At 56.2% G+C, this 11692-nt stretch carries 14 protein-coding genes; 7 read left to right on the forward strand and 7 right to left on the reverse strand.

The window, feature by feature from the left end; translation table 11 throughout:
* Nucleotides 1-113: 113 nt before the first annotated feature.
* From pabC to sS8_RS22870, 5 genes are read left to right on the forward strand one after another with little or no spacing between them, the layout of a single operon-like run.
* Complete coding sequence (gene pabC, locus sS8_RS22850) at nt 114-956, forward strand: aminodeoxychorismate lyase (RefSeq protein ID WP_119632966.1); 843 nt, start codon at nt 114-116, stop codon at nt 954-956.
* Nucleotides 905-1942: an endolytic transglycosylase MltG gene (mltG, locus tag sS8_RS22855; RefSeq protein WP_119631787.1), complete on the forward strand. Its 1038-nt coding sequence runs from the start codon at nt 905-907 to the stop codon at nt 1940-1942. Before pabC ends, mltG begins: the two co-directional genes overlap by 52 nt.
* Entirely contained in the window at nt 1935-2555 is a 621-nt protein-coding gene (tmk, locus tag sS8_RS22860) for a dTMP kinase (protein ID WP_119631788.1), read from the forward strand. The genes mltG and tmk overlap by 8 nt, the downstream gene beginning before the upstream one ends.
* Complete coding sequence (locus tag sS8_RS22865) at nt 2555-3568, forward strand: DNA polymerase III subunit delta' (protein WP_119631789.1); 1014 nt, start codon at nt 2555-2557, stop codon at nt 3566-3568. The genes tmk and sS8_RS22865 overlap by 1 nt, the downstream gene beginning before the upstream one ends.
* The gene (locus sS8_RS22870) at nt 3565-3921 is read left to right on the forward strand and encodes a PilZ domain-containing protein (RefSeq protein ID WP_197716606.1); all 357 of its coding nucleotides are present in this window, start codon (nt 3565-3567) and stop codon (nt 3919-3921) included. The genes sS8_RS22865 and sS8_RS22870 overlap by 4 nt, the downstream gene beginning before the upstream one ends.
* Before the next feature lie 183 nt (nt 3922-4104).
* On the opposite strand, the gene sS8_RS22875 is transcribed toward sS8_RS22870, so the two are convergent.
* Entirely contained in the window at nt 4105-4371 is a 267-nt protein-coding gene (locus sS8_RS22875; RefSeq protein WP_119631790.1) for a PGPGW domain-containing protein, read from the reverse strand.
* A 1104-nt stretch (nt 4372-5475) separates the two neighbouring features.
* Between sS8_RS22875 and sS8_RS22885 the strand changes: the two genes are divergently transcribed.
* Complete coding sequence (locus sS8_RS22885) at nt 5476-6810, forward strand: sensor histidine kinase (RefSeq protein ID WP_119631792.1); 1335 nt, start codon at nt 5476-5478, stop codon at nt 6808-6810.
* On the opposite strand, the gene sS8_RS22890 is transcribed toward sS8_RS22885, so the two are convergent.
* The 3 genes from sS8_RS22890 to sS8_RS22900 all read right to left on the reverse strand — a co-directional run bounded on the left by sS8_RS22890 (nt 6807) and on the right by sS8_RS22900 (nt 8508).
* Entirely contained in the window at nt 6807-7484 is a 678-nt protein-coding gene (locus sS8_RS22890) for a DUF1294 domain-containing protein (RefSeq protein WP_232020400.1), read from the reverse strand. The genes sS8_RS22885 and sS8_RS22890 overlap by 4 nt on opposite strands.
* Nucleotides 7485-7648: 164 nt before the next feature.
* Nucleotides 7649-8041: an Hsp20/alpha crystallin family protein gene (locus sS8_RS22895; RefSeq protein WP_119631793.1), complete on the reverse strand. Its 393-nt coding sequence runs from the start codon at nt 8039-8041 to the stop codon at nt 7649-7651.
* Between the two features lie 23 nt (nt 8042-8064).
* Complete coding sequence (locus tag sS8_RS22900; protein WP_119631794.1) at nt 8065-8508, reverse strand: Hsp20/alpha crystallin family protein; 444 nt, start codon at nt 8506-8508, stop codon at nt 8065-8067.
* Between the two features lie 207 nt (nt 8509-8715).
* Between sS8_RS22900 and sS8_RS22905 the strand changes: the two genes are divergently transcribed.
* On the forward strand, nt 8716-9816 hold the full coding sequence (locus sS8_RS22905) for a DUF1207 domain-containing protein (protein WP_119631795.1): 1101 nt from the start codon (nt 8716-8718) through the stop codon (nt 9814-9816).
* Between the two features lie 17 nt (nt 9817-9833).
* Here sS8_RS22905 and sS8_RS22910 read toward each other — a convergent pair whose 3' ends face one another.
* The 3 genes from sS8_RS22910 to sS8_RS22915 all read right to left on the reverse strand — a co-directional run bounded on the left by sS8_RS22910 (nt 9834) and on the right by sS8_RS22915 (nt 11688).
* Complete coding sequence (locus tag sS8_RS22910) at nt 9834-10520, reverse strand: alpha/beta hydrolase (protein WP_197716607.1); 687 nt, start codon at nt 10518-10520, stop codon at nt 9834-9836.
* Nucleotides 10521-10589: 69 nt separating this feature from the next.
* Nucleotides 10590-10766 carry a hypothetical protein gene (locus sS8_RS28345; RefSeq protein ID WP_170161221.1) on the reverse strand — a complete coding sequence of 59 codons (177 nt, stop codon included), beginning with the start codon at nt 10764-10766 and terminating at the stop codon, nt 10590-10592.
* Nucleotides 10767-10782: 16 nt separating this feature from the next.
* Nucleotides 10783-11688 (reverse strand): VOC family protein, encoded by a 906-nt coding sequence (locus sS8_RS22915; RefSeq protein WP_119631796.1) that lies wholly within the window; start codon nt 11686-11688, stop codon nt 10783-10785.
* Between the last annotated feature and the right edge of the window lie 4 nt (nt 11689-11692).

Below are 11692 nucleotides of genomic sequence, written 5' to 3' on the forward strand. Positions count from 1 at the left end.
TGACGGCAAGCGGACAGGCATGTACATAGAGCACGCAACCGCGTGCTTTTTGTTATCTTGGGGCAGGTTTATTGGGTTCGCCGATTTAAGATTGTCGAGTGGTTGCGGCGTGTATGACGACTCTGGTAAACGGCCAGCCGACACATTGCGTGGAGGTGGCAGATCGTGGCTTCCAGTATGGGGACGGTACATTCACCACAATCGTGGTTCGTCAAGAACTACCTTTGTTTTTTGCATTGCACCTTGCTCGTCTTGAGCGTGACTGTCAAAAACTTTTCATTCCTTTTCCCGGAAAGGACAGTCTAGAGGTGGATGCGCGGAAACTGTGTGCAGCGCATCCGAAAGGGGTGTTGAAGATACAGATTAGCCGGGGAATCGGAGGGCGAGGTTACCGAATTCCGGAATTTCCCCAGGTTACTCGGGTCCTGAGTATGCATCCTCTGCCGGATTATCCGCCCGATTTACGGAAAATCGGCGTCGCAACCCGGCTTTGCAAGAGCCGGTTGGGTATAAATCCCGCCTTGGCCGGCATCAAGCACATGAATCGTCTGGAACAGATTCTTGCGCGTGCGGAGTGGAATGGCGAGGAGATTCGGGAAGGCCTTATGCTGGATGCCGATGGCTACGTCATCGAAGGCACGATGAGCAATGTGTTCCTCATTAAGAAAGGCGTTTTGTATACGCCGAAAATCGACCGCTGCGGTGTCGCCGGAGTCATGCGGGGAATAACGATTGCGACCGCTCTGGAGCACGGTATTGACGTGCTGGAGTCGCGTGTTACGCTCGAAGAACTTGACGCCGCCGACGAGGTGTTTCTAACGAACTGCGTGATTGGATTATGGCCAGTCAGCCGATACGAGCATCGAACCTATGGCGTGGGACCAATTACACAAGAGATTGATCGATGGCTAAGGATGAAGGCGGAAAACGAGTTGGTCGCGGCGCGCAACGACTGATCGGAACTGTCGTCATCGCCGCCAGTTTTCTGATCGGGTGGTTGTGGATGGATTATCGGCGGGCGCTGGACAGCCCGTTAGGGCTGAAGAGTCCGGCTGTTTTCGAAATAGCCAAGGGCGAAAGCCTGGCACGCATCACTGCCAGACTCTCCCAGCAGAGAATCGTATCCAACCCGATTTGGTTCCGGGTTCGGGCCTACCTGGACGGTTCGGCCAGACGTTTGAAATACGGTGAATATGAAATTCCGCCCGGAATGACACTTCGGGAGGTGCTCACGCTGTTTGTCGCGGGCAAGGTTCGCCAATACCCCGTTACGCTGGTGGAGGGATGGACATTCCGGCAGGTGTTGAACGCCCTGGGTCAAACGCCTCCTTTAAGAAGGCTGGCAACCGGCAAACCTCACCGCGAGATTATGCAGATGATCGGAGCACCCGACGAGCAGCCGGAGGGACGCTTCTATCCGGACACTTATTACGTAACGAAAGGGACGACGGATATCGATGTACTAAAGCGGGCCCACCGAAAAATGCAGGCGGTACTTGATCAGGAGTGGGCCAATCGCGCTGAAGGGCTTTCTTATGCTACGCCGTATGAGTCGTTGATCCTGGCTTCGATCATCGAGAAGGAAACGGCGCGTGCGGATGAGCGTCCCCATATCGCCGGGGTGCTCATCCGACGTTTGGCCAAAGGCATGCTGTTGCAAACGGATCCGACGATCATTTACGGTTTGGGCAATAATTTTTCAGGAAATATTCGGAAAGAGGACTTGCGAAAAGATACGCCTTATAACACCTACGTCCATTCCGGGCTACCGCCCACCCCGATAGCTATGCCGGGTCTCGATTCGATCCGGGCAGCGCTGCATCCTGCGACCGGAGATAGTTTGTACTTTGTCGCTCGTGGGGACGGTACACATATCTTTTCCAATAATTTGGAAGACCATCGGCACGCGGTCGAACAGTTTCAAATGCACCGACATGATTAGAGGAAAATTCATTACCTTAGAAGGTGGGGAGGGGGTGGGCAAAACCACCAATCTGGATTTCATCCGAAATTACCTCCAGCAGTCCGGAATTCAGTTTCTCGTCACCCGTGAACCCGGAGGAACGCCCATAGGCGAAGCCATTCGCCGGCTGGTGATCGATTCGCAAGGCATAAGCGCGCAGGCGGAACTCCTGCTGATGTTCGCCGCTCGCGCCCAACACATCGAAGAAGTCATAGAGCCCGCGCTGACTGAGGGTATCTGGGTCGTTTGCGACCGGTTTACCGATGCCAGCTATGCGTACCAGGGCGGCGGCCGAGGAATAGACCCCAAGGTGATTCGATTTCTCGAAGGGTGGTTGCAGAAAGGGCTAGAACCCGATCTCACGTTACTGTTCGACGCTCCCGTGGAGATCGGACTCGATCGGGCCAGAAGCAGGGGGAGCCTCGACCGGTTCGAAACCGAAATGCCGGCTTTCTTCTCCCGGGTCAGGGAAACGTATCGCGATCTGGCCCGACAGTGGCCTCACCGCATCAAGCTGCTGGACGCAACACAGTCGCTGGTGGATGTCCAGGCCGAAATCGCGAAGCATCTGGACGAATTGCGTCACACCTGATGACAGCAGTAACCGACGGTATTCGTTATCCTTGGCTCGACGGGGCCTGGCAAAGGCTGAACGCTTATTTGGCCGTTCAGAGGCTGCCGCAGGCCTTGTTGATCCACGGCATCGAAGGGATCGGGAAAACCTATCTGGCCGAGATCTTCGCACAAAAACTACTGTGCAAGAACCCGGGAAACTTCGCGTGTGGCGTTTGTGCCGGATGCCGGCTCTTTCTCGCCGGAACCCACCCGGATTTCCTGAAGCTAGAGCCGGAGGACCGTGGAAAGCAGATCGCCGTGGACGCAGTCCGGCACCTGATCGCGAATCTTTCGCTCAAGCCGCAGTATGGTGGTTATCGCATAGTCGTGTTTTGCCAGGCGCATCAACTGAATATCAGCGCTGCCAATGCGCTTTTGAAGACCTTGGAGGAACCGGGCGAAAAGACTGTCATGTTGCTACTGACCGATATGCCTGCCGCTCTGCCGACGACCATTTTCAGCCGTTGCCAGCGGTTGCCGATCGCGCTTCCGGACACTGCCGGCGTCAGTCGATGGCTGGAGGCGCAGGGTACCGGCGCCGCCACGGCTTCGTTGTTGGCTGCCGCGGGGCACGCTCCGTTGAAGGCATTGGCACTAGCCGGATCGGAAGTCGTGGAACAAAGGCGAATAGCATTTTCGGAGTACATGGATGTGGCATTTCGGCGTCGAGACCCGGTTTCTCTCGCGGAACACTGGTCGACCTTGGGTTATGAAGATTTGGTCGACTGGCTCATATCATGGACGATCGACCTGATTCGCCTCCGCAGCGTGCCAGGCTGTTCCCGCCTGGAAAATCCGGATTTGTCCGAGGGCTTGCAGGCTCTCGTCCGTCGACTACACTTGAAGAGCTTGTTCGAATTCTTGGATTTATTGCTGCAGGCCAAGCGGGTGTTGAACGGCCAAGTCAACCGACTCCTGCTGTTGGAGGAGCTTTTGATTCATTGGGAGCAACTCGGACGTTCGCCGCGAGCGGATCGGGATCTATCGTGAGTGCCACTGAAAACAAATTTCGCCAAGGTATTCTGTCTCTGACGATTCGGGACAAGAATGTTCTGTACTCCGCCTACATGCCATTCGTTAAGAACGGTGGGCTGTTCATTCCGACCAGCCGGACTTATGGTTTGGGCGAAGAAGTATTCATGTTGCTGAATCTCATGGATGAACCCGAACGGATTCCGGTAGCCGGAAAGATTATCTGGATGACTCCCCAGGGTGCCGAGGGATCTCGTGCCGCCGGCATAGGCGTGCAGTTCAGCGATGAGGATGGCGGTTCCACCCGTGCCCGAATCGAAAATTATCTGGCCGGGAGCCTGGAGTCGCAGCGACCTACACATACGATGTAAGTTCAATAAACGCGTACCGAACTTCCGGTTTCGGCCTAAAGGTCCGAGTCGGTAGGCATTAATCGGCTGTCGACACACTGAGGATAGGCCCCCGGATCGCTTTTGGCGAGCGGCCTGCCGGAACAGGGCTAGAGCCGGCCCGACGCCTTCATTTTCCGGCCCTGATGCCGAGCCGAGCAAACATTACTTACCAATCGGATTATCGGCTTTCCGTCTGATATCTTTGGCAGCCTGCTTAAGATCTTTGGTTCTCCGTTTAACGACGCGCAGCCAGTGGCGTGCCCACGCGAACTCGATTCCCAAAATCGCCAAGCCTAAAGGAATCAGCAGAAATGCTGGACCGGGCAGGACGATCAAGGCGATCCCGATCAGGGTTACTGTAGCTCCAGCCAATCCGATGACCACGCGCCGCGCCGTCTTATATGTTTTGACGAGGCCTGTCGGTGCCATAAGTCCTCGTTATCACAAATGCCCCGATCTCTTTTGCTGAAAGCTTAAGGCCCTAGTCGGCCTCGAGGTCTCGGGTCTGTAAGGAGTATCGGCCGACCGAACGATTTTTCGTTCATTTCGCATGAAGGAATTCCTTATTGGATTACCTGTCGAAAATTTGTTGCGAGGTAGCCGAATTGTTATTCCTGCGAATATGGATGCCGACGGGTCCCGGAAATGAGCTTCGGTCTTTCTTGAAAATAATCACTGCCGGTTTCGGCCTATACTCGAAAGGCTTGCCGGAGTCGAACCGGCCTTCCGGGGATATGAGCCCCGGCGCGCACCGGCGCCTTTTATTGGCTCCGCGGTCAACGTGGGGCATACAAAAGGGAGGCCTTACCTAATTAGATGGCGAGTGCGCAAATCTATCGCAAAAAAATGTAATACCCCGTGAATATACTTATCTCTAAACTGGTACGAAATGTCTTATGCACGGTTTTCTTGACCTCCGCACGTGTCTTTTAAGATACATTATGTTACGGGGAACTTACCGGTCGCCCGTTTATGCCATAGGCATATCGTCAGGACAGAACAGTTCAGATAAAACCTTTTGATTGAGGTTTTCCAGAAGGGCTAAGTTTCTGTCGAACAGCTAGTTTTAGGGCGGCTCGGGTAAATGGCAGGGAATACCGCAGTTCGATTCCCTCAGAGCGCGGGTGAGCCTCATCGGTCAGATTGCCGTGTGTCGAATTATCGGCTTCTCTGCAGCTGTCCCGTGTTTACTGCGACGGGTTCTCCTTGATCCACAGGCAGGCACCGACTGCCGGAGCAGACCAGGTGTCGGCGGACTACGAAATTTCGGAAGCCGCGGGAACTTGAACCTTATTCGAGTATCTATACATCCTCGGTGACGGCTTCATTTCGGTACATGTCCATTGCGCGCTAGCTCAGGCCAGGCCTCGTTATAATTCGATCAACCGACTGGTCCGAAGGCATGCGACCGATCGCCCGGGTTTAAGCTCCTAGAGCTAAAGCCTCTCTCCCCATTGGCCATTAATCCCACTTCCCCAACGGATTTCCGGCCGCCAGCGGGAACTAGGTGAGGATATATTCGATTCAGAGAAAATGACCATGTGGGACAGTTTGCGAACATCCGTCACAGCCGACGGACTCATGCCTCACGGATACTGCCTGCTATGGCGGCCGTCTTTACTCTACCTTCATGTGTTTTCGGACGTCGTAACGGCGTTGGCCTACTATTCTATTCCCGCCGCTTTGCTGTATTTCGTCCTGCACCGTCGGAGTGTTCGTTTTCGAAATAATTTTCTACTGTTCGGCGCGTTCATTCTCGCTTGCGGAACCACCCATCTACTCGGTGCCTGGACCATCTGGCATCCAATTTACGAGATTCAGGGCATGGTCAAACTGGTTACCGCCGTGATCTCGATAGGCACCGCCGTTGTGCTGTGGCCGCTGATACCCAAGACCCTTGCGATGCCGAGTCCGGAGGAACTGGAGGAGACCAACCACCGTCTGGTAAAGGAGATCCAGGAGCGCAAGGCTGCCGAGGAAAAGATCCGGCAGCTGAATGCAAGTCTGGAAGAGCGGGTCGCGCGGCGGACTAAAGAGCTAATGCAACTCAACCGCCAGCTCGAATTGGAAATCCAGGAGCGCAAGTGGGTTGAAGACAGCCTTCGCGACGCCGACAGCCGGAAGGATGAGTTTCTGGCCATGTTGGGACATGAACTCAGAAACCCGTTGGCGCCAATCCGGAATGCCGTTCAAGTCATGCGGAAAGTTGGTGTGGCCGATCCCAAATTGGCATGGGCACGCGATGTCGTCGAGCGTCAAACCGGCCATCTGACCCGACTGGTAGACGACCTGCTGGACGTGTCGCGCATCATCAGAGGCAAGATCACGCTACATAAGAAACCTGTAGCGATTTCTACAGTGATCGAACAGGCCCTGGAAACCAGCAAGCCGTTAATCGATGCTCGCCGTCACGAACTCTCGGTGAGATTGCCCGAAGAGCCGGTACGAGTCTACGGAGATCCGGTACGTTTGGCGCAGATCGTCTCGAACGTGCTCAACAACGCGGCCAAATATACCCCTTCACGCGGAAAAATTGCTCTGACTGTGGCCAGCGAATCCGGTGAGGCGGTCATCCGTGTGCGTGACACCGGTGAAGGCATACCGCCACAACTTCTCCCAAGGTTATTCGATTTGTTCACACAAGCCGAGCGTACCATCGACCGTGCACAAGGCGGGCTGGGAATCGGCCTGACGATCGTTCAGAAATTAGTGGAGTTGCACAACGGCCGTGTCGAAGCCAGCAGCGAGGGACCTGGAAAAGGCAGCGAACTCGTGATCAAGCTTCCGGTATCCGAACAGGCCGCGGAAGCCGACGACAATGGAAACTCCCTACCAGCCAGGCTCCGTGCGATTTCCGACGAACATTAGCGCCCGACAAAATTGGAAACGAGAAACGCTGTCCACGCCAGGCCATGGAAGGCAATAATCCCCCACAAAATGAGCCGATAGCGAGATTTTCGTATTTTGTGACGGAAATCGTGTTGCGCCAGGAGCGCTCCCGGCCAGCCGCCCATGAACTCGATCACGTGCATATAAAGTTCCGGTACCCGCCACTGGCCCGTGATTGCATGCTTCTTGTCGAATCCACAAAGCATGATCGCCAGGACACTCAAGAAAACGTAAGAAAAGAACGGAATCGGGTTATACGTCCGCCACATCAAATAGCACGATAAGAGTATCGGTAGCCCGATCAAGGTCCAGAGCAACGGTGAACGGGGAGACGCGAGAATACCGGCAGTGGGTTTTTTTTCCGAGACATCGACGCCTTTTATCGCGGCGTAGCTAAGGCGTCTTCGACCCGGGGTATCGCTTGCCACGTTGTAGAAAATGGTGTCCCCGACTTGCGGGCGCCGGCTCGTGCCCTCCTCGAGCACGCTGATATGGACGAAATAATCGTCGCCGCCCATGGAAGGACGTACGAATCCGAAACCTTTGTCGTCGTTCCACAAGACAAGGATGCCTTCTTGCAAACGGGAATCGTCGGCGACGACTCGCCGCTTGCGGCCGGCTGTCTTCCGCTTATTGACGCGAGGCGAAGTCAATGGATTTTGCTCTTTCAATGGATAGAGGCGTAGGCCTGATAAGTACCTGAATCATTCATGTTCTATTTTACATCTGCGGGATCGAATCCGGTTCTCGGACATGACAAGGCCCGGCGTTTTTACGAACCGGGCCTCGACGTTCCAATCCGAAAGCATCGGCTTGCCTAATCGACGCGCACCTCGATTCTGCGCGGACGCAGTTCGGCCCGCTTGGGAATTTTCAGTGTAAGCACGCCGTCCTTGAGGGTGGCGTCGATATTGTTGGATTCGAGTTCAGGACTGAGCGAGAAACTCCGGCGATATCGTGTCGAACGAACATCCGCATAAAGCGCCTTGATGCCCTCCGGCATCTCGAAATGCGCATCGCCTTCGATCAGCAGACCGTTTTTATCCACTTCTATGTTGAGTCTTTCTTTCGATACCCCGGGCATGTCCGCCACCAGCGTGATGCCTTCCGCATCCTCGCAGATATCGACCGGCGGATTCAACACGATCTGACGCTCGGGCTTTTGGACGTCAGCGGACCGTCGGGCTGCAACTTCTTGTGTTTCGGTCATGATGCACTCCTTCTCCTTTTAGCTCATTTCACTTCGATCTGGCGAGGCTTGGCTGCTTCGCGACGCTGCGCCTTGATGTGCAGAATTCCGTTTTCGCAGCGGGCTTCGACTTTGTCCGGATCCACATCTTCCGGCAGCGTGATCGCGCGCCGAAACTCGCCGTCGAAACGCTCCTGGCGATAGTAGTTGGCATTTTCTTTCCTGGCCGATTTACGTTCGCCGGACACCGACAGCACGTTCTGCTGAATGGAGATGTCCAGTGTCTTGGGATCGACGCCGGGGGTAAACAAATAAACATCCAACTCGTCGGGAGTGGCGCCCACGTTCACCGCGGGAAAACTGCCGCGACTGGCGGACCTGATTCCGATCGGCCACGGCCAGCGGCCGAATAAATCATCCATTTCTTGCTCCAGACGTTTGAACTCCTCGAACAGGCTGTTCTCGACAGGCGTGAATCGGTTGAACATATGTCATACCTCCTTATCAGAGCTTCCTCTAGTCCAAAAATGGGGCTTGCCGCTTGGGTTTTCAAGAGCTTCAGGGTGCTCGGCCGATATCGGTCTTGACGTGGAGGCGGTGTCCGGCGCGGCGGACCACCTATCATCGACATTGTCCGGAGCTCGTCTGCGGACTAAGATCACGCGGCACGCCAAACGGATTTCAGGAGTTATCCCATGCGCTTCCACTATGGATTGGTTCTCTCCTTCTTATTTTTCATCTCATCTGTCTCGTACTCGGCCGGCCCGAGGGATGACCGTTTCCTTGAGGGCTACGTGTCGGCCATGCTCGACATGCGTTTCGGTCTACGCAATGTGATAGCCAACGTGGAAAACGGAAGGCTGGTGCTGGATCCGGCTCAGCTCAAGGGACAGGACCCGCAAACGGTTGCTGACGTCTTGAGCACCGTGGAAGGATTGCAGGTCGTCGTGGGGAAGCCGGGCGACCGGACTATCCCAACGCGCGAGCGGCACGCCGGGACGCATGCGGCTTCGGCTTCCGAAAAACTGACACGCTATACCGGTTGGCTTCCGCCGACCAAGGCTTTCGACGCCTTGATCGCCGATCCGAAATGGCCGCGTTTTTCCGCCTCCATTCAGTTCTACCAGAGCGATGAAGAGCTGAATACCGTTGGTTCCGCAAATTTCGGTGCCACCCTTCCGTTCTACGGATGGGAAGGATTGGGCGCCATATGGCAAGTTGGGCTCCAGGCCAGCGTATTTTCAATTTTCAATCTGAACGCAAGTTCTACCGATCTGGTGAATTCCGATTTTTTTGTGGCACTGCCGCTGAGTGTCAGGTCCGGCCCGTTTTCGGCCCAGACGCGTATTTTCCACCAAAGTTCGCACCTGGGGGACGAGTATCTCCTGCGCAACCGGGTCAACCGGATCAATTTGTCGTTCGAGGGTTTCGATCTGTTGCTGTCATGGAATTTCGGCGACGTCTTGCGCGTATACGGAGGCGGGGGAGGACTGTTCCGGACCGATCCCGGCACTCTCAAGCCATGGTTCACGCAGGGCGGTTTCGAACTGACCAGCCCGTATCCCCTATGGACCGAGCTTTTGTATCCCGTGGCGGCACTCGATGTTCAGGCCGCGGAGGGAACCGACTGGAATCCCGGTTATTCGGCGCGGGCAGGTGTCGAGTTTCGCAGCGCCTGGCTGGAGGGCAGGCGCTTGCAATGGCTGTTCGAGTACTTCAATGGACGCTCGCCGAACGGACAATTTTTCGAGAGGCATATCGAATATTTCGGAACCGGTCTCCATTTCTATTTCTAAGCACGAACTCGCTTCGGTCAATGCAGCCCGGCTCTCCCCGCAAGCCAATGGACGGCCTCCCGGGCGATATCCGAAGGGACATTGTGGCCGCCCTCGAACTCCCGGTACGAGACCTCATAACCGGCATCCAGCAGCTTCGGCACGATGCGGCGGCTGCATTTGTCGATCGGCAACACGGAATCGTCGGTTCCGTGGGAAATGAACACCCGGGGATTTCCGCGCTGTACCGTGGATATCATGAAGCCCGGCGAAAACGCGAGGATATGGCTGAACAAGTCGCCGTTCATGACGCCCAGGGAGAGTGCATAAGAGGCCCCGTCGGAAAAGCCGCCGATCGCGATTCGCGACGGATCGATCGCGTAATGGGCGAACACGTGGGATAGAAACCGATCGACCCGGGTCAGATCCACACCGTAGTCTTCGATGATCACGTCCCAGGTGAACGCGTGTGACGCGGGGGCCGCCAAAATCAAGCCGAATGGGTCCGCCAGCTTCAAGAGCGGCGCCAGCCCCAGCCTGGAGTTGCCGCCCGCACCGTGAAACATCAGTACTAGCGGAAGAGCGCGATCGCCCCGGTAGCGCTCGGGAACATAGATGTGTCCCTCGCGCATGGTCTCGATCCGTAGCGACTGCAGGCCGGTAGGCGCGGATTTGTTAATTCTTGTCCCGTCGGGACGGGCGCTCAGGTGTCCGAGTTTGCTCACTGCAACGCTTTCCATGAAAGAGGTATCAAGGCGGGTCACGTCCTGTTGTGGCCGTTCGCCGGGCAAAACTTATCTCAGAGGAAACCCGAGACTGACGCCGGTACGTACGTGAACCGGACCGTATCGGACTCCCGGCCCGGAAATGCCGATGCCGGCGTACGGTCTCACGCTGCTGCATGCGCCCAATAACGGTGTGAGGAGGGTCAAGACAATGATCAGAACGGTGGGCTTCTTGACGGCTTGCATGATCTGACCTCCTGTTTCACGGTGAAGGCGATATTTGCTGAATGCCGAATATCGCGCCTGAGGGATCGGCGATCACGGCTACCGTGCCGGAACGGATATCGGGGCTGGGAGCGATGAGCACCTTACCTCCGAGACTCCGTGCGCGGGAAACAGTTCCGGCAAGATGCGAGACGCGGACGTAAGGCAGCCATGCTGCCCGTCCGCCGGCAAGCGGCTGTCTGGTGGCGCCGGCCATCGGCACCTCGCCGTGCTTGAAAATCAGGTAGAGTTCCTTGTCGCTTCGGGGCGGCCACGAATCGATCCGGTAGCCCGCCAATTCGCGGTAGAACAGTGCCGTCTTGCCCGGTTCCTCGGTCCACAATTCGTTCCAGAACCAGTCGTTCTCCCGGGGTTCGGAGGGTTCGGGATCGCCCCATCGGGTGCGGATAACGGTCAGCGGGATGCCTTCGGGATCGCGGATGACGGCGAATCGCCCCCGCTCCGGAGCTGTGATCGGCTTCAGCGGCACCGTTCCTCCGGATCGCCTGGTTTGCCGTACCGCAAGGTCGACATCCTCGACCGATAGCAGGCTGAACCACTGATTTTCAGGGTGCGGCGGTTCGGTGTCTTTCGCCACGAAACCGGAGATCGGCCTTCCGTGGTTCCAGGCAATCGAATACTCGAAATCGGCCGAGGGGAATTCGGTGAACCGCCAGCCGAACAGGCTTCCGTAAAAACGCTTGGCGGAGGCCAAGTCGTCGGTCAGGAGATCGTGCCAGACGAAGCGGCCCGGTTGATGAAGCCCGGTTTCGGTTTGCGAAATCGGCGGCAATTCGACCTTGCGGTCGGCGCACCCGGCGAGCAGTGCAAGTGCGAGGATCAGCAGGGGAATGGCGAGACTCATGTGAGTCTGTCTGACCGGTTTGGACTCGATTGCGTGCATCACG

The sequence above is a fragment of the Methylocaldum marinum genome, assembly GCF_003584645.1.
In the GTDB taxonomy this organism is placed as follows: Bacteria; Pseudomonadota; Gammaproteobacteria; order Methylococcales; family Methylococcaceae; genus Methylocaldum; species Methylocaldum marinum.

Excerpts from the sequence above, each read along its gene's own strand:
- pabC (WP_119632966.1), top strand. The coding sequence starts at position 114 with ATGACGACTCTGGTAAACGGCCAGCCGACACATTGCGTGGAGGTGGCA.
- mltG (WP_119631787.1), top strand. The coding sequence starts at position 905 with ATGGCTAAGGATGAAGGCGGAAAACGAGTTGGTCGCGGCGCGCAACGA.
- tmk (WP_119631788.1), top strand. The coding sequence starts at position 1,935 with ATGATTAGAGGAAAATTCATTACCTTAGAAGGTGGGGAGGGGGTGGGC.
- sS8_RS22865 (WP_119631789.1), top strand. The coding sequence starts at position 2,555 with ATGACAGCAGTAACCGACGGTATTCGTTATCCTTGGCTCGACGGGGCC.
- sS8_RS22875 (WP_119631790.1), bottom strand. The coding sequence starts at position 4,371 with ATGGCACCGACAGGCCTCGTCAAAACATATAAGACGGCGCGGCGCGTG.
- sS8_RS22885 (WP_119631792.1), top strand. The coding sequence starts at position 5,476 with ATGACCATGTGGGACAGTTTGCGAACATCCGTCACAGCCGACGGACTC.
- sS8_RS22895 (WP_119631793.1), bottom strand. The coding sequence starts at position 8,041 with ATGACCGAAACACAAGAAGTTGCAGCCCGACGGTCCGCTGACGTCCAA.
- sS8_RS22900 (WP_119631794.1), bottom strand. The coding sequence starts at position 8,508 with ATGTTCAACCGATTCACGCCTGTCGAGAACAGCCTGTTCGAGGAGTTC.
- sS8_RS22905 (WP_119631795.1), top strand. The coding sequence starts at position 8,716 with ATGCGCTTCCACTATGGATTGGTTCTCTCCTTCTTATTTTTCATCTCA.
- sS8_RS28345 (WP_170161221.1), bottom strand. The coding sequence starts at position 10,766 with ATGCAAGCCGTCAAGAAGCCCACCGTTCTGATCATTGTCTTGACCCTC.
- sS8_RS22915 (WP_119631796.1), bottom strand. The coding sequence starts at position 11,688 with ATGCACGCAATCGAGTCCAAACCGGTCAGACAGACTCACATGAGTCTC.